Source organism: Anaerolactibacter massiliensis (assembly GCF_900290205.1).
Taxonomy (GTDB): Bacteria; Bacillota_I; Bacilli_A; order Erysipelotrichales; family Erysipelotrichaceae; genus Bulleidia; species Bulleidia intestinalis.
In genome coordinates, this window is record NZ_OLMH01000002.1 from 266549 (window position 1) to 287094 (window position 20546).

The following is a 20546-nucleotide window of genomic DNA, read 5'->3' on the forward strand; positions in this document are numbered from 1 at the left end:
TTACCTCTCTATGATTCCGATGGTATCACAGCACCAAGATCTGCAGCGTGCTTCCGTGCCTTTTCTGCAGACCTGGCCATCATGCGGTCATACTTTGCCTGTTCCCTGGAAAGGTATTCCTGGTATTCCTGCTCAGAAAGATTGTTCAGATAGACGGCAAAGTCCATCGGTGTCTTTCTGCCGCGGTTCCATTGCGGCCGTTCAAAGTTGTAATAGTCAATGTAGTCATTGATTTTCTGCCGGATCTCAGACGTATCATGGGCATCGGAGAAGTCAGCTTCATCTTTCATATGCCCGAAGAAGGATTCCATGGATGCGTTATCCCAGCAGTTTCCACGCCGTGACATGGACTGAACGAATCCCATCTTCTTCAGCTTCTTCTGAAACGCATCGGAAAGATACAGTGCCCCCTGATCGGAATGAAATACCATTCCTGTCGAACAGACGGTATTCTGATCCTGATCTTTCATGATTCCGCTCAGCATCTCATCAGTAAGGTTCAGATCCTGTGTATCGCTTACTGCAGAAGACAGAATCAGGCCGGAAACACTGTCTTTGATCGGAGAGTAATAGGAAGTATTTCCCCGGCAGTCTTTGATATAGGTGACATCTGTCATGACCTGTTCATAAGGTTTCCCAAGACGAAATCTGCGCTTCAGCACATTCTCTTTCCGGTTCCTCTGAAGCAGTTCTCTGGCTGCCTGCCTGGATTTCTTCGGTGCTCTGACCGTACACAGCAGTCCGGCCTTTCTCATCAGCCTCTGAACTTTCTTGCGGTTCATGACCGTCTTCTGCAGCTTCGGCATCATCATGGTCACCATGCGGGTTCCTTTCGGATATCCGCGGTATTCAATCACTTTCCTGATCCGTTCAATGTCTTTCTCATCCTGACGCTGTTTTCCGTTGGAAACATAGTATCTCAGACGATAGAAGCGAGAGTGGCTGAAGCCGAGGATTCTGCACGCACCGCTGATCGAGAATCCTCTGACGTAAGGGAAGGCTTTCACCTGATCATGAATGAGATCACACACTTTCCGGAGAGTCTCAGGAGAAGTAATACGAAGGCTTTCTCTTAGCTCACTCATTTTTCTCTCTTCCATCTTCTCCATCAGCTCGCACAGTTTCTTCGCGGTGCTGAGATCCAGAGCGGCAAGATGAACCTTTCTGTTAACACGATCCGGCTTCCAGTGCAGAAGCTTATATCGAATCCGCATCAGTTCTCCCGCGCTGAGCAAGTCTGCAGGAATCTCAAATACCTGCATTACATCCAGAATCGGAAGGTCTCTGATCAGATAAGCACATTCATAGAATTCTGATCGGAGGGAAAGTTTTTTCCGGGTGACTGTTCTGACCCAGGAACAGCTCTTCAGTTCAGAAATCACTTCATCGGAACGGAAAAATTTACCCGTAACAGGTAATTTTCCTTCCAGAAGGAGTTTAAGCCTATGGATTCTCTGATAACCGATCCGGTTCGGATCAATGCCGTGCTCCTTCAGAAGCGTTCTAAGGTCAGTGCCAGGATATCTCCTTATCGCTTCTTTAACGAACGCATCTGAAAAAGAGATGCCGCCACGAGCTCTGACGAATACTCCGGTGTCAATGAGCAGCTGGATTTCTTCTTCTGAAAGCTTCGGCGCAGAAACAGAAATCGAAGGCCCATTTCCATTGGTGGGGTGACCATGTTTTCTGAAATTCTCAGTCAGTTTCTTAATCACTTGGTTCCCTATCATTTTCGTGGAGATTCCATTGTTCTCCAGGAACTTGCGGATCTCGTGATGAGAGACATACCAGTCATACATCCGGCATCTGAACTCATAGGTGAATGCGATGTGATTCGTCCGGATGAATTTCACATTCGGATTAGCCTGGAGAATCTGGATTTCCTCTGGAGAGAAGAATACATAATCAGTTTTAGGATTGCGTTTTCTGGATTTTCTGCCCATAAAAATGGCCCCTGCAGGAGGACCTCAGCACTGTCAGAGTGCTGTCCTTTCTACAGGGACCACTTTACAGCAGTCCTCTGAAACCTCAGTGATTTTCAGGCGCCTGATCTTTCTTCTTCCGGAAGGTCAGATGCTTTCCGGTCTTCTTCGAAATCATGCGGACAATCTGATAAAGCGCAAATATCAGCAATGCGAATGGCAGGATATAGATTGCTGCAATCAGAATCATCTGCAGGGCATAGACGAAGTTCTGCCAGGTTCCGGAAAGAGCTTCTTTCAGGCGGTATGTGAAATCAGAAGTATCCGGTCCGCTTTGATCCGGGGAATAGCGCTGAACTTCATCAATCTCGATCGTGACAGTGGAATAGGCAACATCGGTATCCATGGAGCTTTTATCACTGCGTTTCTGGTTCAGCTCGGTCTGGACTTCGCTGAGCCTGCTGTCAATCGTCACCATGTCTTCTACAGTTTCTGCCTGATCGAGCATTTCCAGCAGACGCTTTTCCTGAGTTTCGAGACTCTCGATTTCAATGTCATTGTCATGGTACTTCTTGGAGATATTCTCCGTGCTGGAGGAACGGCTGGTTACTTTGCCGCTGTCTCCGGCAGTATTCATGAACGTATCAAAAGAGTCTGTCGGAATCCGGGCGGTGATGTACATGCAGCGATTGCTGTTACGGACAGATGATCCGGTATACCAGCTGGTATCGCCATCATATTCATTCTGAGACTGAATGATGCCGTTCAGACTGCGGATCTGTTCGGTGATGGAAGATACTGTATCTTCATAACTGAGTGTTTCTACGGTAAGAGACCCGGTGTAGACAATCTTGTCACCGGTGATTTCAGAATTCTCGTCAGAAGTACCTGCGGTTTCTGAAGAGATCTCTGCTCCGCCTTCATACCCGTATTCCCCGTTTTCTGCTGCAGAATCAGCCGCATAATATGCCGCTGTATCCGAAGCTGCAGAAGATCTGCTCTGCCCGCAGGCCGCAAGTGAAACAGGCACTGTGAGAACAGCAATGGTCAGCAGAAGCTTGGAACGATGATTTTTCATGGTAATTTCCCTCCCATATAGAAACAGCAACGACGAAGAAAATGCTGCAGAAAAACTGAATGATTGTCGGATGGTCTCCCTTGTGAATTATTATAGCAGAAGCGATAGGGAGAGAAGGCGGACATGGAAAACCGTGAATGAAATCGGATTGTTACCGGAAGCTTAAGGCTGAGTTTTCTGCAGAAGCCAAAACACGGATCCCGGAAGAGAAGCGTGTTCTGCTCACTGCTGTTCTTGCAGAGGATCCCCGGCCTTTCGGAAAGCGGGGCAGCGAAGAAGTGTGCACGCTGAATTATGCAGGCATGGAAATCAGGTATTCGGTGAAGAACGAAGAAACCATCATTGTACTCAGCATCTCATAACAGAAAAAAGATGTGCGGAGGTTCCGCACATCAGTTTTCCCACAAGTAAGAAGTCATCGACATGGATCCGAGTTCCCGGTATTCATTCCATGCTTTTGCTGAAGAGGCTCCTTCGGCAGCTCCGGCCGCTACCAGCAGGGGATCGAAATGCTCAGCGGTAGGCACCGCCCGTTTCCAGCCATGAATATTCTGATAATTCAGCAGACCTTCCGAGTCCTTGCTCAGGATGCGATCCCGGATGGCTTCGTCAAACTGATTCGCCCAGCCATAGCCATTCTTCATATCCCAGCTGACCATGGACAGATTGTGAACGACATTGCCGCTGGCAAGAATCAAAGCACCTTCCTGCCGCAGCGGCTTCAGTTTTCTGCCGGTTTCATAGAGCTCTTCTGGAGAAGCAGCAACATTGATGCTGACCATGACAACCGGAATATCTGCCTCTGGAAACAGGTTGAATAATACGGACCAGACGCCATGATCGATGCCCCAGGAATTGTCCGCTTCAGCAATATTCCCGAGCAGGTTCAGAACTTTTTCAGCATATTCAATAGAACCCGCCGGTGCATACTTTACCTGATACAGTTCTTCCGGGAACCCGTACATATCATAGATCTGCGGATTGTCAGCAGCAGTTCTGACCAAGGTGCTTCTTGCTGCCCAGTGGGCAGATACGGCAATGATGACAGAAGGCCGTTTCAGTTCTTTGCTGAGTGTTCGCCATCCGGTTCTTGCCCGGCTGTTCTTTTCGATTGCGTTCATAGGGGATCCATGTCCTGTGAACAGGACAGGCATGAGTTCTGTATTCATAGATTGATACCTCCAGATGCTGATAGTCTGCCTCAGGTCATATCAGATGTAAATCACGCAGTTTTTTTATATATTGTCAGAAAAAGAAAAGAAGCTTCAGAAAGTGAAGCGCTGGAGGGAAAACGATGAGTGCAGATCACAGCAGAGTATATGATGCAGTATGCCTCCGCAGCATCCGCAGAGTTTCTGAGATATTCAGCGGAAAATGGTCCTATCTGGTCCTGGAACAGCTTCACATCGGAACGATGCGTTTCAGCGATCTGTCCAAGGCTCTGAATGTCAGCACGAAGTCCCTGACAGATACCCTGCGCCACCTGGAGAAGAACGGAATTATCTCAAGAACAGTGATCCCGACTGTTCCGGTCACAGTGCAGTATGCATTGACAGAAAAAGGAAGAGGATTCGACCAGGTTCTTCTTGCCATGAAGGCCTGGGAGAATGAGTATGATCACTGAAGGGATTCCGTTTTCAGCATGAGCAGGAACGAAACGAGAAGGAATCCGCTGCAGATCCAGATCATCGCATGACTCATTGAGGATGATAGAAAGCTTCCGAGTCCTGCTCCTAATGCAAAGACCGCAATCACTCCGAAATAATGCAGACATCTGACCAGCTTCTCGCTCTCATGAGTGCGCAGATAAATGGATAAGGCTTCCATGCCTGAACGCAGATTGCCGATGCACATTGTGCTGGCATACCCATAACCCGATATTTTCCGGAAGGCTTCTACCTGCATGGCACAGCAGAACGAAGTGAGGGCATTCGCAGCCAGATCCATACTTCCTGGCAAGAGACCGACCAGCAGCAGAATGACTGCTTCCAGAATCACGACAACCTGCCGCCAGTGGATTCTTCCTGTTCCTGCAAAGGACGCATGAATTCGTTCTGCCGCAAAGATCCCGGCTGAAAATGCAAGCAGAGGAACCAGGTATCTTAATCCGCCAGAAAGGTCTCCGGCAAAGAAGTGCTGGCTCATCAGCACGATATTGCCAGTCTGGGCATTGGCGAATACCTTGCCGCGGACAAAGTAGGAATAAGCATCCTGCATGCCGCCGGACAGGGTCAGAAAGAATACGGTGACCGGTGCTTCTGACATCTGTATGGATTGGTTGAAAGCAAGTCTTTCCATTCTGAGTTCTCTTTTCCGAGGACTTACTATAGCTGTCTATCCGGCTGCGCGCAAGGGAAGATTCCGGATTGAATGATTCCTGATCAGTTTCTTCTCTCTGCGTGATGTAATATGAATTGATTCTGTTAGAGGATGAATCTATGACACTTGTGAATCTGAAGTTCTATTCGCATTATCTCGGCATGGAGATGCCGATGACAGTACTTCTTCCGGATCGCCGTTTTAAAGATGGAGAACGGAAAGATCTGTATCCGGTGCTCTATCTGCTGCATGGCTATGCGGCAGATGAAACAAGCTGGATCCGCATGACGGAACTGGAGAGGTATGCAAAATATGCCGGAGTCATCATTGCGATGCCATGCATTCATCGCAGCTTCTGCGTCAATGCGGTTCATGGACTCCGGTATGAGGACTATATGGCGGAAGAAGTTCCATACGTGGTTCATGAATTCTTCCACGCTTCTGGAAGACGGGAAGATCAGTATATCGCCGGTGCTTCCATGGGCGGTTACGGTGCATTGAAGCTTGGACTGAAACATCCGGAAATATTCGGACACATAGCGGCGCTGTCAGCGGTGACCGACTGTTATGGAAAGGCGGGAGAAGGTGCAGGTATGATTCCGGTTCCGGATTTCCGGTCGTCTCTCGATGAGGTGTTCGGAGGCAAGGAGGCTTACTATGGGTCCGAAAATGATCTCTATGCGCTTGCTGATCAGCTGCAGGGAAGAACAGACATTCTGAAGCCGGCGGTGTTTCTTTCCTGCGGGAAGTCTGATTTTCTGTATGAAGAGAATCGGAAGTTTGCAGATTATCTGGCTCATCATACCGATCTTCAGGTTTCTTTCCGGTGTGAAGAAGGAGATCACAGCTGGGAGTTCTGGAACAGAGATCTTCCGGAGGTTCTTGCGGCGTTCGGGTTCATCTGCAGATAGAATAGCTGCAGAAATCGCATGGGAAAATTTGCATAAATTATGATCTCAAGTTTTGAGGTAAAAATGGAGAAAGCCGCATAACCAAGCAACTTTCTCCATTTTGTCTGTGTGGTGTAATAGGCGATCTTCCGAAGCCGAACGCTAATATTTCAGCAGCCGGCGCATTTCCTGCTGTGTCCGGAATTTGCGATCAAGGCTGATATCGAATGCGCTGCCGCATTCTCTGATTACCTCATTGTAGAAGCAGAACTGATAATCTTTTTCGCTGATCGGAATGCAGCTGTATCTGCTGAGCGATTCCAGAAGCTGTCCGACTGGATATTTCTTCTTCAGCTTCAGATGCAGCAGCCGGATCAGAACAAGCGCTGTGAAGCATACGGTGAAGTGCGCAATAGGGTCAGAATACTGAGACGCATATTCACTGGCATAGCCAATCTTTCTGACATAAATGTCTTTTCTCTTTCCGGTTGTTTTGCCATGATACTTTTCACAGATCGTGAGGTACTGACCCTTAGGAGTGTTGGTAATACGCAGGTACATGAGATAGTCCTCCCGAGAGCCTTATATCATATCACCACCTAGAAAATATAATATGCTGACATAAATTTGATAACTTAAATCAAGTCCTTTTTCAGAGATTTCTTCGATAAATTCATAAGCTTCAGAATTTTTCTGATCTGCCACCACGAAAAGAGGAGACAGGCTCCCCGGTTTTGAAAATTCGTTCTATAATCTGCTTAGGAACGGAAAGTTGAGCCGTTCTTCATAAGCGAATAAATTACTACCAATAGTTTATCCGCCGCAGCGATATTGGCAGCTTTGGGCTTCAATGGTGAGGCAGCCTGCTGCCTTTTCTTTTGGTTGAACTGATAGATAGAATCTCCCTTTTTCAGCCTGTAGTTGCACGTGGCTGCCAGATAAAGAAGACACCTCAGATGTCTGTTTCCTTTCTTGGATATAGCCAGGTGGGTCCCATCCTTCTCACCTGACTGATTGATTTTCGGATTCAGCCCTGCATATGCTACGATGCCTCGCGCGTTCCTGAACCGGGTGACATCGCCGATTTCCGCGATGATCCGTGCCGCGATGTTCCTGCCAATTCCAGGAATACTGAGCAGAATCGCAAAGGAAGGAAGCTTACTGGCATCTTCGATCAATTCCTCAAGGTATGTATTGCAGAGCTCCATCTGCTCCATGAGTTCATTGATTATCTGAGGAAACTGCTGTACTTCCACACTGTCCGCATCCACGCCGGAATAACATTCCTCTGCACACTGATACATCTTGTGAACGATATTTTCAGTGAAGCCTTTCTTATGACCTGCGGGCTTCTGGATCGCTTTCACAATGGTTTCCTCCCTGTGCCTGAGAAGTAATGATGGATGCGGATATTTCTTCAGCACTTCCATCGGAACCGAAACGTAAAGGCTTGCATGCCCTTTGAAGCTATTGTCCATGCGCGGATAGATCACATCCAGCATTGCCCGGAACGTGCATTTCCGCTGCCGCAGGATCTTCAATTCGCTCTCATACATGCGATTCTTTGCCCGCAGACGTGCATACGTATCCGATTCATTCTGGTGGCACTGCAGATGTTCTTCCTGGTAATACACTTTGGCGATATGGGCACAATCCGCATTGTCTGTCTTATTGCCATGAAGGTTCGTCTTCCGATAAGCTGCAGACAGCAGTGGCGGAACGACAATGTAAGGATTTCCTATATCATCAAGATACTTCTGGAGACAGCGATGGTAGACGCCGGTCGCCTCGAATACTACCGGGACTGTATCAGCTTCGCTCTTCTCCTTCACCATCTCAATGGTTTCAGACAATGCTTCAAAGCCATCTTTCGTATCGTTCAGCACTTTCGGCTTCCGCAGGGAATGGCCTGCTGTCAGCCACGGCTGATAGTGGCAGTTGCCTTTTGAGACATCTACCGTGATAATTGGTCCGTCCATAAAAGAGCCTCCTCTGGCATAAATGTCTGCGGTAAAGCTTCCCTGAACCTTTGCGACAGCTGATTTTTCTGGATTAGATACGGCATGCCTGAATACTTCCGGCTGCACATTTTGATTAAGCTGGCTATATCACAAAAGGGAAGCAGGACGTTTTTTGTCACTGGCTTATCGTTCGATAGCTTAAAAAAAGTGGCGTCCTTACTTTTACCCAGACCTTTCCGGTATATGCCTATACGCAGGAAAGGCCAGGAATACACCCAGGTAATCCTGACCTTACCATTGTAGATTCATATGCTCATGACAGCTCAATCAGGACTGGATTCTTCCTGATTTCATAATAGAAAAAATAGTGGCTGTTAAGCCACTATTGAACAGCTTCGATGATATGTGGTTCAAAACTCCGGAGCTTTTCCGTGCTTCTTCCGCAGCTCTGCGTGAACATGCAAGCATGATTTCTGCTCAGGCTTTATAATAGACATAAACTGCTCAAAAAGACGGGGTACACGAAACTGTGGTATAATGCCTTTGCAGGAATGATATGAGAATCAATGCGTGAATGCATGGTTTTGTCTGGAGAAGCTTCTTTTCATGCGGAACTGATGACCTTAAGGCATTCTCTCGGAAACTGATGAGAAATTTCCAGGACAGAAAGAATTCTTTTCTGCGGCTTCTGGGAGGTAGCTGATTCTGAATACACGATTAAATGAAAAAGATCTTCTGGACGGTGACCTTAGAAAAGTATTTGGCCATTACCTGATTTCTTCAGTCAGCGCGGCATTTCTGATCGCTGTGAATTTTCTGATTGATACGATCTGCGTCGGTCAGAAGATCGGCGAAGGCGGAATCGCAGCACTGAATGTATCCGTTCCGGTAACCGGACTGCTCTATGCGCTTGGCTATATGTTTGCCTATGGCTCCAGCAATCTCTTTTCGCACGAAATCGGAGCGGGAAACCGGAAAAAAGCCAGAGTATACTATGGCACCGCATTTAAGACGTTAGCTGGAATTTCCCTCGTGATCATGATTCTGGGAATGGTGTTTGCAGAGCAGATTACCTGGGCTCTCTGCGATGGAGCATCATTTTATAAAGAGTCATACAGATATCTGTTTTATGTGTTTGCTTTTGCACCTTTTTACTGTCTGGAGACGTTTTATAACGTTTATATGCGCAATGATGGCAAGCCTGCGCTTTCGGCAATCGCGACGCTGGTCTCTACCAGCGTGAATATCGGTCTGGATTTTCTTCTGGTATGGGTGTTTCCTTTCGGGCTGGCAGGTGCTTCTGCAGCAACTGGCATCGGTTTGGTCTGCGGGTTCCTTATTGAATTTCTGCAGACGTTCCGCAAGGATTCTTCTCTGCAGGTGAATCGCTGCGGGTATTCACCTGCCTATCTGAAGAAAGTCGTGATAACAGGTTTCTCAAGCTTTATCCGGGAGTTTTCACGGTCGTTTCTGGTTCTGATCATCAATATCGTTCTTCTGAATCTTGCCGGAGAAACAGCAGTAGCAGTATATGGAGTCATTGCTAATCTTGGCAATGTCGTCGTCTGTGCGCTTTCCGGTGTCTCGAATGCAATTCAGCCCGTGATTGCCGTGAATCTTGGAGCAAAGAAGCATGATCGGATTCACCGGCTGTTCCGGATGGGATTGCTGACTGCAGCCTTCTCTGCATCTGCATACACCATCTATGCAGAAATACATCCGGAAATGCTGATCTCCATTTTTCTGGATCACCCGACACAAGAGCTCGTCGCCATGTGTATCCCCGGGATCCGGATCGTCTCTCCTGGTTATATTGCGGCAGGCATTACAACGGTATGCAATGTCTATATGGAAAGCACGCTCCGTCCGCGCAGCGCGGCGAGAGTTGCAGTTGTTCAGGGTTTTATTTCGCCGATTGCATCAGTTCTGATCCTGGTGCCTTTTCTTGGAACTCAAGGTGTCTGGATTGCTTTTCTGATTGCGGAACTGATCAGTCTTGCCATTGCGATTCATACGGAAAAGGCCAGCCGGAAAGGGGTTCTTCCGGATGATGGAGAGTTTGCATAAGCTTTGCTTTACATAGGGGTATCAGTAAACTGAATACATGGAATCATCAGAGATCCGCATCTGCTTTTCGAAGAGAGGGTTCAGATGCGAATGGATCCCCCATCTGAGAAGACAGATGCCGATCTTCACGGAAACAGAAAAATAAGGAGACCCAATCATGAGATTGCATTGGAAAGGAACCTATAACGGCGATGAGAATCGTCTTGCCCGCTGGGATCATCCGGAAGGAACAGTGGCCTTTCAGAAAGCAGAAACCCGCAGGAGCTGGCAAGGAAAGCAGGAATCCTTTCTGGACTGATTCTGATCGTGGCTGGCGGTCTGCTTGCCGTCCGGGGAAGAACGTCCAGGTTCAACCTCAGCGTGCTGCTGAGCCTGGCTTCGCTTGTTCCGCATGAGCTGCTCCATGCCGCCTGCTTCCGGGAAGAGGTATCTCTGTATTTTTATCTGAGCCATGGAATGCTGTTTGTACAAGGAGTAGAGGATATGGCGAAAGCACGGTTCATCGTGATGTCGATCCTGCCGAATCTGGTATTCGGTGTGATTCCTTATGTGATGTTTCTGATTCGCCCTGAATGGGCGATGGCTGGTGTGTTCGGAATGTTCTGCCTTTCTGCAGGTGATTACCTGAATGTCTGGCCGGCTGTCACGCAGATGCTTCTTGGTGCACTGACCTTTCTGGATGGGTTTCATTCCTGCTGGTATCTGTCCTCTAGGAAACAGGAGCCCTGAGGCGGAATATATCGCTTTCTGATGCAGGGAAACAAAGGAAGGATATTGAACTGTAAAACGAGAATTGATATAATTCAGACGCGTTTGAAAAAGGTGGAAAGATATGGCAATTGAAGCAGGAGATTTTAAAACAGGATTAACAGTTATGGTTGATGGCGATCCGTGGGTCGTCCTCGATTTCCAGCATGTCAAGCCGGGCAAAGGTGCGGCAATTCTCAAGACTAAGATGAAGAACCTGAAGACCGGTTCCACGCAGGAGCGCAATTTCAACGCTTCCACGAAGTTCGAAGCAGCGCAGATCGAGCGCAAGCAGGTTCAGTATTCCTATGAAGCAGATAATACCTACTACTTCATGGATATGGAAACGTTTGAGACCTATGAGCTGAGTGAAGAGAAGGTCGGCTTCAGCAAATACTTCCTGATCGAAGGAATGAACGTCACCCTGATGTTCTTCGATGGCAGCGTGCTGGATGTATCTCTGCCTGATAAGGTTGAGCTCACCGTTGCAGAAACCTCTCCGGCAATCAAAGGTGCTCCGTCCACACAGACCAAGGATGCTACGACTGATACAGGTCTGACGCTCCGGGTTCCGCAGTTCGTGGAGCAGGGCGAGAAGATTCTGGTTTCGACCGCTGACGGAAAGTATTCTTCAAGAGCCTGAGTTCCAGGCTCTTTTTTATCATGAAGCAGAAAACAGTACTCATTACCGGGGGAGCCAGAGGGATCGGAAGGGCAATTGCCCTGGAGCTTGCGGCAGAGCAGTATCAGATTGTGATCAATTACCTGCATTCTTCGCTTGAGGCGGAAGAACTGCAGAATGAAATTTCTTCCCGTTATGGCGTTTCCTGCATGGCAATCCAGGCTGATGTCTCAAGTGAGGATGAGGTGGAGCAGATGTTCTCAGAGATCGATCAGAAGTTCGGCGGAACGGATGTTCTGATCAATAATGCTGCGGTGGATCTTTCCAACCTGTTTCATCTGAAGACAGCCGAAGAATTCCGGCGGACCATGGATGTCAATGTCATCGGCGCATTCCTCTGCGCAAAGCGGGCAGCTCTGCATATGAAAGAAGCAGGCTGGGGAAGAATCCTCAATATCTCTTCCACCAATGGCATGAATACGTATTATCCGATGTGCATCGACTATGATGCCTCAAAGGCAGCCCTCAATTCCCTGACTCATGATCTGGCCATGCAGTATGCACCGGAAATTCATGTCAATGCGATTGCACCGGGATTCATCGGTTCCGAGAGCGAACTGGATGGCTACGATGCAGAATTTCTGAAAGAAGAAACCGATAAGATTCTCGTGAAGCGGTATGGCAAGCCTGAGGAAGTTGCCCACCTGGTGAAATTCCTGATCAGCGATCAGGCAGATTACATCAATAATACGATTATACGGATTGATGGCGGACAGGCCGGAAGTATCTGAAAAAGAAAAGGCAGGAATTCAGATTTCCTGTCTTATTTTCGGTTTCTGATTTTCGCAAGTGCCAGCAGGATGGAGAGCTTTCCGTATTCCGGAGTCATGCCGCCTTGCAGATAGAGCGTATAAGGAGGAATGACCGGCGCATCGGCGCTGAGCTCAATTGTGCTTCCCTGCGTGAAGGCACCGCAGGCCATGACTTCATCAAACGGATAGCCTGGCATCGGAGCAGGCAGCACATGCACATAGGAATCAATCGGAGAAGACTCCTGGATTCCCTGTGTGAAACTGACCAGATTCTCCTGGGTTCCCAGTTCCACTGTCTGAATGATATCGGTACGGAATTCATCATAGCGCGGAGATACATTGCGGAACCCGAGCTTCTCCATCATATAAGCCGCAAAGACCTGTGTCTTCAAGGCACTGCTGACTGCTTTGGGAGCCATGAAGATGCCCTTGAAGAAGGAATTGTTCTGATTGAAATCCGCGCCGAGGTCCTTTCCGATGCCTGGAGAAGTGAGACGGTCTGCGACCATCTCGATGAGATCGCTTCTTCCGGCAACGTAACCGCCTGTAGAAGCGATGCCGCCGCCGAGATTCTTCATCAGCGAACCAACCACGAGATCCGCTCCGACATGGCCTGGTTCCTGCTTTTCGGCGAGCTCGCCATAGCAGTTGTCAACCATGATGATGACATCCGGATTGACTTTGCGGATTTCTGAGATCATATGGCCGATCTTCTCGATCGTGAGGGACTTGCGGTGTGAGTAGCCTCTGGACCTCTGGATTTCTGCCAGTTTCACATCTTTGCTCTTCAGACGTTCAATGATCGCAGATTCATTGAATTCATCATTCACGAGATCGATCTGCTCATACTTCACGCCGTTTGCTTTCAATGACTGAGTCGAGTCTCCGCAAAGTCCGATCATCTCCTGCAGAGAATCATAAGGAGTGCCGGTCAGCGAGATCATCGTGTCTCCGTATTTCAGCATCGAGGAAAATGCGAGATAGAGCGCATTGGTTCCGCTCATGATCTGCGGCCGCACCAGTGCATCTTCACACCCGAGCACGGTTGCGAAGATCTTTTCCAGCTTGTCTCTTCCGGTATCGTAGTTTCCGTAGCCGTTCATTTCGGCAAAATCAGTATAAGCAACCTGATTCTCGAGAAAGGCAGAAAGAATGCGGTCGGAATTGTACATGCATACCTCATCAATCTGTCCGTAGATATTTTTCAGATCGTTTTCAGACTGATCTGCAAGTGTCTTCAATTCTTCTGGTATCTGATCTATCAGCATTTTCTATTTCCTTCCGCAATGCCAGTCTATTATGAAACGAAAGCGCCGAAAAAGAAATGAGAAATATCCGGGAATGAGCTATCATGAAAACCGGAGAAGATCAGGATGACCATTGAACAATACTTCAGAAATCTTGCGTCGGCAGCGTTCGTGCCGCTGATTTTCTGGGCTGTGCTCGCAGTTTCGATGCATCAAGACCGCAGCCGCTACCGCAATACGATCTATCTGATGCTGGCTATGGTTTCCTCGCTGCCGTTTGCAGCAGCGCTGTTCGGGCCAGCGGAACAGATTGCGGCCGGAGTGATTTCTGCGGGAATTCTGATTCTGCTGCTGGCAGTACCGTATATGCTGATTGCCAATGGTGTCACGATGATTCGTAAAGAGGGCAGGAGGCTTGCAGATCTTCTGTCTCTTCTGATGGGAATTCTCGTAGGAACTGGTGAACTGAGTTTCTTTCTGTTCATTCTGCTGCCATATCTTTCATCTGGAGCTTCTGGTACTGCCGGAAACATCTCAAAGGTCCAGATGTCGCTGCTTTTCATCGGACTGTCAGTGATTTATTTTTCACTGGTGTTTGTATCATTCATGTTTTATACGCGCTTCATGGGCATTCTTCCGATCCGGAAGGACTTCGATTGCTGCATCATCCTGGGCTGCGGACTTCTCGCGGGCGGAAAGGTATCGAAGCTTCTGGCAGGAAGACTGGATAAAGCCATTGAACTGTATCGCAAGGATCCGACGCCGCCGGTCATGATTCCTTCCGGCGGTCAGGGACCTGACGAAGCAGTTTCGGAAGCCTCAGCGATGCGGGACTACCTGATTGCAAATGGCATTCCCGAAGATATGATCCGCATCGAGGACAAGTCAGCGAATACCGAGGAGAATATCCGCAATTCGATGAAGATTCTGAATGCCTGTCCGGGGGATCAATATACCGCTGTCGTCACAAGCGATTATCACGTATACCGGGCTCTTCGCATCTGCAAGAAAGAAGGCCTGAAGTGCACCGGCATTGGTTCCCGAACAGCTTCGTATTACTGGCCCAGTGCCTTGATCCGCGAATTTGCAGCCGTGCATCGGGAGCCGAAGCATCTTGCCCTTCTGCTGGCCGGGTGGACTTTGATTCTGATTCCGTACCTGTATGCGGTTCTGCAGTAAAAAGTTCACCGGCAGGGCAGATTTTCTGATAGGATTCTGTATGGAGAAAAGGAGAGTAGAATATGGAAATTTCACCGCTTCAGAAAGAAAGACTCAAGTATGAACCGAAGCTGCCGGGAATGCTGAGACATGGCGTTTCCGAGATCAGCGTACAGGAGGGTGAAGCAACCCAGTCTGTTGCAGACCAGGAAAAGATCAAGGCACTGTTCCCGAATACGTATGGCAAGAAGGAAATCACCTTCGTCAAGGGAGCGAATACTTCCTCTGCCAAGAAGCAGGTCGTAGGCGTCATTCTGTCCGGCGGCCAGGCACCTGGCGGACATAACGTCATCAGCGGTTTATATGATGCCCTCAAGGCAGCCAGCCGTGACAATGTGCTGATTGGTTTCAAGGGAGGCCCGAGCGGACTGGTCAATGATGAATATGTAGAGTTCGATGATGCCTTCATCGATGCATACCGCAACACCGGCGGATTCGATATCATCGGTTCCGGTCGTACGAAGATTGAAACAGAAGAGCAGTTCAAGGCTGCAGAAGCAACTGCAAAGAAGCACGGACTGACCGCTGTTGTCATCATCGGCGGCGATGATTCCAATACGAACGCCGCAGTGCTGGCGGAATACTTCGCTGCTCACAAGAGCGGTGTTCAGGTCATCGGCTGCCCGAAGACTATCGACGGCGACCTGAAGAACGACGACATCGAGTGCTCCTTCGGTTTCGATACTGCAACGAAGACGTATTCCGAACTGATCGGCAACATCGAGCGTGATGCAAACTCTGCCAAGAAGTACTGGCACTTCATCAAGGTTATGGGCAGATCTGCTTCCCATGTCGCTCTGGAGTGCGCTCTGGAAACCCAGCCGAATATCTGCCTCATCGGCGAAGAAGTTGCAGCGAAGAAGATGTCTCTCAGCCAGATCGCTGACTACATCGCAGACTCTGTTGCCACAAGAGCAGAGAAGGGCATGAACTTCGGTGTTGCCATTATTCCGGAAGGAATCGTTGAATTCGTTCCGGAATTCGGAACGCTGATTGCTGAGATCAATGAACTGCTGGCTGGCGAAAAGGCAAAGGCATTCAATGAGCTTCCTTCCTGGAATGAGAAGTATGAATTCATCCGCAAGGGTCTCACCGGGAAGTCCTTCAAGGTCTTCGAGATTCTGCCAGAAGGCATTCAGAAGCAGCTGTTTTTGGAACGCGATCCTCATGGCAACGTTCAGGTTTCACTGATTGAATCTGAGAAGCTGTTTGCAGAGCTCGTTGCCAACAAGCTGGAAGAGCGCCGCAAGGCAGGAACCTATCATGGTTCCTTCAAGACTCAGCATCACTTCTTCGGCTATGAAGGAAGATGCGCATTCCCGTCCAACTTCGATGCAGATTACTGCTATTCCCTCGGCTATAACGCATTCATGCTGATCCAGTATGGCTATACCGGATATCTGTCCAAGATCTCCAATCTCTCGAAGCCGGCTGATCAGTGGGTTGCCGGCGGCATGCCGATCACGAAGATGATGAACATGGAGCGCCGCAATGGCGAAGACAAGCCGGTGATCCGCAAGGCACTTGTCGAGCTCGACGGCAAGCCGTTCAGATATTTCGAAGCACATCGTGCAGAATGGGCATCAGAGACCTGCTACACCTATCCGGGCGCAATTCAGTACTACGGACCGTCTGAGGTGTGTGATCTTACCACGAAGACGCTCGCTCTCGAAAAAGGCGAATAATCAGGAACAGAAGGAGAACTCAGCTTCTCCTTTTGTTATGCCCGCATGAGCCAGCTGCATAAAAAAACGGAGAGCGCTTCTCCGTTTGCGTTCCTGCGAGGATTCAGTGCATTCTTTCTGCTCTGGGCGGATTTCGCTTTTCCAGAACCGTGATGGATTCAATATGAGGGGTATTCGGGAACATGTCATACGGGATGATGGTACGCACGTCGTATGCCTGCTTCAGGACTCCGAGATTCTTGCCTAACGTAGCAGGATTGCAGGAGACATAGATGATCTTCCGGATCCCGGAAGTCAGCAGGGTTTCCAGCATCCGGTCTTCCATGCCGGACCGGGGCGGATCTGCCAGCAGCGTATCAACTGGTTTCCTGACCAGGATCTTCTGCAGTTCTTCCGCTGCATCTCCGCACCGGAACGAAACATTCTCAATATGATTCAGCTTTGCATTGGCCTCAGCATTCTCGATGGCCTGGCTGACAGAATCGATGCCGATGATCTCTTCTGCTTTCTCGTGTGCAGCCAGAGACATCGCACCCACGCCGCAATATGCCTCTAACAGGGTTGTGCATGGATCGATCTTGGCAACCGCCATACGGTAAAGCTCCGAGGCCTGCTCAGCATTTCTCTGGAAGAAGGATTCTGCTGAAAGACGCAGGGCAAGACCATTCATCTGAACCGTGATATACGGATCTCCTGCCAGAACTTTCGATGCCGTTCCGAAGATCGTATGTGTCTTTCTGGCATCGTTGACAGACTGGACGACGCTGCACATGCCGGGAATCGAAGAAACCTGCTCGATGAACTGAGGCGGCAGCGTATCTCTGCCGGTGATCAGCGCACACTGGAAGGATCCCTCAATGCCTCTTAACACCAGATACCGCAGCCCATGTTCATTTTCAAATGCATGGATGCCGGCATCTTCTGCATAGCTCAGAATCTGGTTCTTCACATGATCCAGTTCTGGTGTATGCATTGCGCATTCGCCGATTGCGACAAATTTATTCGAGCCAGGCTCGTACATGCCGGCCGCAAGATGCCCGCGGATCGTTCCGGCTGGCAGCTTGCAGGAAGTGCGGTAATGCATCGAATGCGGAGATGGATGCACTTCCCGGACTACTTTATTTCTGATCTTCCCGTATTTCCAGAGTGCTTCTTCCAGCAGCTGTTTCTTGTATGCAAGCTGTGCGGGGGCTTTCATCTGCAGAAGCGGACAGCCGCCGCAGCGATTCAGATACGGGCAGATCGGTGCCGAGATCCGATCGTCTGAGCGTTTCAGAAGCTTCACGAGTTCTGCTTTCGCATACCGTTCATGATCTTCCGTGATCTTCACTTCTGCAGTCTCGCCAGGAAATACGCCAGGACAGAATACGGGTTTGCGGTCCAGGTAGCCGATGCCTTCTCCGTTGATACCGAGTTTTCGAAATTCGAGTTTCATAATTACCTCAGGAATGCCAGATTCATATCTGAGCAGAAGTTATCAAGACTGTACAGGACATACACATCCTGATCGTCTTTCAGAAGATCGGAGACCGGACTGTGATAATAACGCAGATCAACCAGTTCAATCTCGCTGTATTCCGTTGCCAGAAACGGAATGAGAATATGGGAATAGCTGTCTTTGATCAGCAGGGCTTTCCTGCCGTTTGTCACATCAGTTCTGATGTCAACATAGGCATGATTGCCATCCACATAGTAAGTATACTTGTCTTTTTCATTTAGGCGATCCTTGCTGTAGAGACTGTTTTCCGTATGTTCATTGTCATAGTCCACAGTGACATTCTGCTCTCCGCTTTCCGGCGTGATCGTATAGATGCTGTCAGGCTTAGTCCAGAATGCCCCCGAACGGGAATACATCGTTCCTTCAAAGGAATTGCTTGCCAGCGTATACGTGAAGCGGTTCGGGTCCTTGTTCAGGACATTTCTGCAGATGGCGGCATAGCCCATATAAGCACCGGATTCATTCCAATGATGGTCGGTATGGAAATACATGCTCGGGCTTGGATCAGTGTGTTTGGTGAAATTGATGAAGTTCTGATCCGGAAACTTCTGAGAGACCTGGTCCAGCAGTGCTTCCTGATCCACATTCCACGCCCCGCCCGGAAGATCTGTTTCAGCACCCCAGGCAGCGGTAGGTACCAGAAGAATATTGACCTTGATGTCATGGTTCTTCGCAAAGGTACTGACCTGTTCGATGTTCGATTCCAGATTCTTCTGATTCACATCCTGAAACGTCCCGATCAGACGGTGTTCTCCGGCATAATAGACATTGTTGTTCTCGATTGCCAGGGCAGCTCTCTTCACTCCCGACTTCAGCTCAATCCAGGCATCCCGGTGCACGAAGTGATCGCTGAACCATGTTTCAAAGTCATCATCGAACTTTCCGCTGAATATATGAGAAACACTGAGCTCCGGTGCTTTCGCCAGCGTCCGGTTTTCGTTGTAGGAAACTTCTGCTTTCGGGGCCCACGCATTCCAGATCCCGAAGATCCCGATGAATGCCGCAAAGCAGCCGATCGTCAGATTTTCAATCGTTTTCTTCTTCATCGCTCATCCCTCAGAACCTGAAATACAGAAACGGATTGTAGCTGGCATCCACAATGAAGGCGGTGCATACAGCAAGTCCTGCCACCGTCAGAACCGGCACCAGCACTTCTCCTTTTTCTGTATTCAGAATGTTCCATCCTGTCTTTGCGATCGGCGTGCATGCAATGGTACTGACGATCAGAAGAACCATGTTATCACGGAGATAGAACCATGCCCGGCCATCTGCCAGCACTCCTGAAGCGAAGAACAGACTGGAAAGATATCCGCCGATCGCATTCAGATCCGTGAAGGCAAACAGCACCCAGCCGATCAGGAAGACGAAGATCGTATAGACATGCCGTACCCAGCCTGGCGACTTCTTCAGCCATTTCAGCAGGAACAGCTTCTCCATGATCAGAATCACTCCGTAATAGACTCCCCATAGGACAAAGTTCCAGGAAGCTCCATGCCAGAAGCCGGTCAGCAGCCAGACGATCATGATATTGATCAGCTGGCGCTTCAGACCATGTCGGTTTCCGCCAAGCGGAATATAGACATAATCGCGGAACCAGAAAGACAGCGTCATATGCCATCTGCGCCAGAATTCCGTGATGGAATCGGAAATATACGGATAATTGAAGTTCTCCGGGAAATCAAAGCCGAGCATTTTGCCAAGACCGATGGCCATATCCGAATATCCGGAGAAATCAAAATAGATCTGGAATGCATAGAGGATGATGCCGAGCCATGCGGTGAGCACGGAACGCTCACAGACCGGCAGATGGGAGATCGTCTCGAAGACCTGTCCGGCATTATTTGCCAGCAGCACTTTCTTGCACAGGCCGACGATGAACCGGCGGGTGCCATCATAGAAGCTCTGCCTGCTCAGCGTGCGATGATCCAGCTGCTCTGCAACGTCGACATAACGCACGATCGGGCCGGCAATCAGCTGCGGAAACATGCAGACATAAGCACCGAAGGAGACCAGGCTCTTCTGGGGATCCGTCTGTTTCCGGTACAGATCGATCGGATAGGACATGGTCTGGAACGTGTAGAAACTGATGCCGATCGGAAGGCTCAGCCTGAGAATCGGAAGCGAAAGCCCGAGATGGTTCAGATTGGATGCGAAGAAGTCCCAGTATTTGAAGAACCCGAGCAGAGCAAGATTCACAACGATGCATCCAACCAGAAAATGCTTTGCTTTCTTCCGGTCAGAATCCCTGTAGCGGGAAATGAAATTGCCGAAAATCCAGTTCATCAGGATCGAGAAGATCATGACCAGGATATATACCGGTTCACCCCATCCATAGAAAAACAGGCTGACAAGCAGCAGAACGAGGTTCCGCCACCTCATCGGCACGAGATAATAGACTGCCAGAACAATCGGCAGATATGCAAACAGAAAGGTCAGACTGCTGAATACCATAGGTCCCTCACAACGAGGACCATTATACC

20 protein-coding genes are annotated in these 20546 nt (G+C 49.1%); 10 read left to right on the plus strand and 10 right to left on the minus strand.

Annotated features, from left to right (window positions below; genetic code table 11):
• Window positions 1-8 precede the first annotated feature (8 nt).
• On the minus strand, window positions 9-1943 hold the full coding sequence (locus C7E00_RS04840) for an IS3 family transposase (protein ID WP_105302474.1): 1935 nt from the start codon (window positions 1941-1943) through the stop codon (window positions 9-11).
• An 85-nt stretch (window positions 1944-2028) separates the two neighbouring features.
• Window positions 2029-3000: a DUF4349 domain-containing protein gene (locus tag C7E00_RS04845; RefSeq protein ID WP_105303217.1), complete on the minus strand. Its 972-nt coding sequence runs from the start codon at window positions 2998-3000 to the stop codon at window positions 2029-2031.
• Between the two features lie 137 nt (window positions 3001-3137).
• Between C7E00_RS04845 and C7E00_RS04850 the strand changes: the two genes are divergently transcribed.
• A complete protein-coding gene (locus C7E00_RS04850; protein WP_105303218.1) occupies window positions 3138-3362 on the plus strand; it encodes a hypothetical protein in 225 nt (74 codons plus the stop codon).
• 30 nt (window positions 3363-3392) lie between these two features.
• Here the strand turns inward: C7E00_RS04850 and C7E00_RS04855 are convergent, their stop codons facing one another.
• Window positions 3393-4169: a dioxygenase family protein gene (locus tag C7E00_RS04855; RefSeq protein WP_204378565.1), complete on the minus strand. Its 777-nt coding sequence runs from the start codon at window positions 4167-4169 to the stop codon at window positions 3393-3395.
• A 125-nt stretch (window positions 4170-4294) separates the two neighbouring features.
• Between C7E00_RS04855 and C7E00_RS04860 the strand changes: the two genes are divergently transcribed.
• Window positions 4295-4624, plus strand: a complete 330-nt coding sequence (locus C7E00_RS04860; protein WP_105303219.1) for a winged helix-turn-helix transcriptional regulator — start codon at window positions 4295-4297, stop codon at window positions 4622-4624.
• Here C7E00_RS04860 and C7E00_RS04865 read toward each other — a convergent pair.
• Window positions 4618-5298 carry a YoaK family protein gene (locus tag C7E00_RS04865; protein WP_204378566.1) on the minus strand — a complete coding sequence of 227 codons (681 nt, stop codon included), beginning with the start codon at window positions 5296-5298 and terminating at the stop codon, window positions 4618-4620. The genes C7E00_RS04860 and C7E00_RS04865 overlap by 7 nt on opposite strands.
• A gap of 140 nt (window positions 5299-5438) precedes the next feature.
• Between C7E00_RS04865 and C7E00_RS04870 the strand changes: the two genes are divergently transcribed.
• Complete coding sequence (locus C7E00_RS04870; protein WP_105303220.1) at window positions 5439-6230, plus strand: alpha/beta hydrolase; 792 nt, start codon at window positions 5439-5441, stop codon at window positions 6228-6230.
• A 141-nt stretch (window positions 6231-6371) separates the two neighbouring features.
• Here the strand turns inward: C7E00_RS04870 and C7E00_RS04875 are convergent, their stop codons facing one another.
• Window positions 6372-6770, minus strand: coding sequence for a hypothetical protein (locus C7E00_RS04875; RefSeq protein ID WP_105303221.1), 399 nt, complete (start codon window positions 6768-6770; stop codon window positions 6372-6374).
• A gap of 197 nt (window positions 6771-6967) precedes the next feature.
• Window positions 6968-8188 carry an IS110 family RNA-guided transposase gene (locus C7E00_RS04880; RefSeq protein ID WP_105303222.1) on the minus strand — a complete coding sequence of 407 codons (1221 nt, stop codon included), beginning with the start codon at window positions 8186-8188 and terminating at the stop codon, window positions 6968-6970.
• Between the two features lie 789 nt (window positions 8189-8977).
• Here C7E00_RS04880 and C7E00_RS04890 point away from each other — a divergent pair.
• The 5 genes from C7E00_RS04890 (at window position 8978) to C7E00_RS04905 (ending at window position 12397) form a co-directional block, all read left to right on the plus strand.
• On the plus strand, window positions 8978-10237 hold the full coding sequence (locus tag C7E00_RS04890; protein ID WP_105303224.1) for an MATE family efflux transporter: 1260 nt from the start codon (window positions 8978-8980) through the stop codon (window positions 10235-10237).
• Between the two features lie 157 nt (window positions 10238-10394).
• Window positions 10395-10535, plus strand: a complete 141-nt coding sequence (locus tag C7E00_RS16150) for a hypothetical protein (RefSeq protein WP_167836464.1) — start codon at window positions 10395-10397, stop codon at window positions 10533-10535.
• Window positions 10536-10543: 8 nt separating this feature from the next.
• A complete protein-coding gene (locus C7E00_RS04895) occupies window positions 10544-10966 on the plus strand; it encodes a DUF3267 domain-containing protein (RefSeq protein ID WP_167836465.1) in 423 nt (140 codons plus the stop codon).
• A gap of 103 nt (window positions 10967-11069) precedes the next feature.
• Window positions 11070-11627 (plus strand): elongation factor P, encoded by a 558-nt coding sequence (gene efp / locus C7E00_RS04900; RefSeq protein ID WP_105303226.1) that lies wholly within the window; start codon window positions 11070-11072, stop codon window positions 11625-11627.
• A 20-nt stretch (window positions 11628-11647) separates the two neighbouring features.
• The gene (locus tag C7E00_RS04905) at window positions 11648-12397 is read left to right on the plus strand and encodes an SDR family NAD(P)-dependent oxidoreductase (protein WP_105303227.1); all 750 of its coding nucleotides are present in this window, start codon (window positions 11648-11650) and stop codon (window positions 12395-12397) included.
• 32 nt (window positions 12398-12429) lie between these two features.
• Here C7E00_RS04905 and C7E00_RS04910 read toward each other — a convergent pair whose 3' ends face one another.
• The gene (locus tag C7E00_RS04910) at window positions 12430-13686 is read right to left on the minus strand and encodes a methionine gamma-lyase family protein (RefSeq protein ID WP_105303228.1); all 1257 of its coding nucleotides are present in this window, start codon (window positions 13684-13686) and stop codon (window positions 12430-12432) included.
• Window positions 13687-13791: 105 nt separating this feature from the next.
• Here C7E00_RS04910 and C7E00_RS04915 point away from each other — a divergent pair, with 105 nt between their 5' ends.
• Window positions 13792-14844, plus strand: a complete 1053-nt coding sequence (locus tag C7E00_RS04915; RefSeq protein WP_105303229.1) for a YdcF family protein — start codon at window positions 13792-13794, stop codon at window positions 14842-14844.
• A 62-nt stretch (window positions 14845-14906) separates the two neighbouring features.
• Window positions 14907-16568 (plus strand): diphosphate--fructose-6-phosphate 1-phosphotransferase, encoded by a 1662-nt coding sequence (locus C7E00_RS04920; RefSeq protein ID WP_105303230.1) that lies wholly within the window; start codon window positions 14907-14909, stop codon window positions 16566-16568.
• A 103-nt stretch (window positions 16569-16671) separates the two neighbouring features.
• On the opposite strand, the gene rlmD is transcribed toward C7E00_RS04920, so the two are convergent.
• Genes rlmD through C7E00_RS04935 form a run of 3 tightly spaced genes read right to left on the minus strand, consistent with a single transcriptional unit; the run spans window position 16672 to window position 20517 of the window.
• Window positions 16672-18003 (minus strand): 23S rRNA (uracil(1939)-C(5))-methyltransferase RlmD, encoded by a 1332-nt coding sequence (rlmD, locus tag C7E00_RS04925; protein ID WP_105303231.1) that lies wholly within the window; start codon window positions 18001-18003, stop codon window positions 16672-16674.
• Between the two features lie 2 nt (window positions 18004-18005).
• A complete protein-coding gene (locus C7E00_RS04930) occupies window positions 18006-19112 on the minus strand; it encodes a DHHW family protein (RefSeq protein WP_105303232.1) in 1107 nt (368 codons plus the stop codon).
• Window positions 19113-19122: 10 nt separating this feature from the next.
• Window positions 19123-20517: an MBOAT family O-acyltransferase gene (locus C7E00_RS04935; protein ID WP_105303233.1), complete on the minus strand. Its 1395-nt coding sequence runs from the start codon at window positions 20515-20517 to the stop codon at window positions 19123-19125.
• Window positions 20518-20546 lie beyond the last annotated feature (29 nt).

What these genes read in the sequence shown, in the direction of transcription:
- C7E00_RS04840 (WP_105302474.1), bottom strand. Translation starts at nt 1,943, where the DNA reads ATGGGCAGAAAATCCAGAAAACGCAATCCTAAAACTGATTATGTATTC.
- C7E00_RS04845 (WP_105303217.1), bottom strand. Translation starts at nt 3,000, where the DNA reads ATGAAAAATCATCGTTCCAAGCTTCTGCTGACCATTGCTGTTCTCACA.
- C7E00_RS04850 (WP_105303218.1), top strand. Translation starts at nt 3,138, where the DNA reads ATGAAATCGGATTGTTACCGGAAGCTTAAGGCTGAGTTTTCTGCAGAA.
- C7E00_RS04855 (WP_204378565.1), bottom strand. Translation starts at nt 4,169, where the DNA reads ATGAATACAGAACTCATGCCTGTCCTGTTCACAGGACATGGATCCCCT.
- C7E00_RS04860 (WP_105303219.1), top strand. Translation starts at nt 4,295, where the DNA reads ATGAGTGCAGATCACAGCAGAGTATATGATGCAGTATGCCTCCGCAGC.
- C7E00_RS04865 (WP_204378566.1), bottom strand. Translation starts at nt 5,298, where the DNA reads ATGGAAAGACTTGCTTTCAACCAATCCATACAGATGTCAGAAGCACCG.
- C7E00_RS04870 (WP_105303220.1), top strand. Translation starts at nt 5,439, where the DNA reads ATGACACTTGTGAATCTGAAGTTCTATTCGCATTATCTCGGCATGGAG.
- C7E00_RS04875 (WP_105303221.1), bottom strand. Translation starts at nt 6,770, where the DNA reads ATGTACCTGCGTATTACCAACACTCCTAAGGGTCAGTACCTCACGATC.
- C7E00_RS04880 (WP_105303222.1), bottom strand. Translation starts at nt 8,188, where the DNA reads ATGGACGGACCAATTATCACGGTAGATGTCTCAAAAGGCAACTGCCAC.
- C7E00_RS16150 (WP_167836464.1), top strand. Translation starts at nt 10,395, where the DNA reads ATGAGATTGCATTGGAAAGGAACCTATAACGGCGATGAGAATCGTCTT.
- efp (WP_105303226.1), top strand. Translation starts at nt 11,070, where the DNA reads ATGGCAATTGAAGCAGGAGATTTTAAAACAGGATTAACAGTTATGGTT.
- C7E00_RS04905 (WP_105303227.1), top strand. Translation starts at nt 11,648, where the DNA reads ATGAAGCAGAAAACAGTACTCATTACCGGGGGAGCCAGAGGGATCGGA.
- C7E00_RS04910 (WP_105303228.1), bottom strand. Translation starts at nt 13,686, where the DNA reads ATGCTGATAGATCAGATACCAGAAGAATTGAAGACACTTGCAGATCAG.
- C7E00_RS04915 (WP_105303229.1), top strand. Translation starts at nt 13,792, where the DNA reads ATGACCATTGAACAATACTTCAGAAATCTTGCGTCGGCAGCGTTCGTG.
- C7E00_RS04920 (WP_105303230.1), top strand. Translation starts at nt 14,907, where the DNA reads ATGGAAATTTCACCGCTTCAGAAAGAAAGACTCAAGTATGAACCGAAG.
- rlmD (WP_105303231.1), bottom strand. Translation starts at nt 18,003, where the DNA reads ATGAAACTCGAATTTCGAAAACTCGGTATCAACGGAGAAGGCATCGGC.
- C7E00_RS04930 (WP_105303232.1), bottom strand. Translation starts at nt 19,112, where the DNA reads ATGAAGAAGAAAACGATTGAAAATCTGACGATCGGCTGCTTTGCGGCA.
- C7E00_RS04935 (WP_105303233.1), bottom strand. Translation starts at nt 20,517, where the DNA reads ATGGTATTCAGCAGTCTGACCTTTCTGTTTGCATATCTGCCGATTGTT.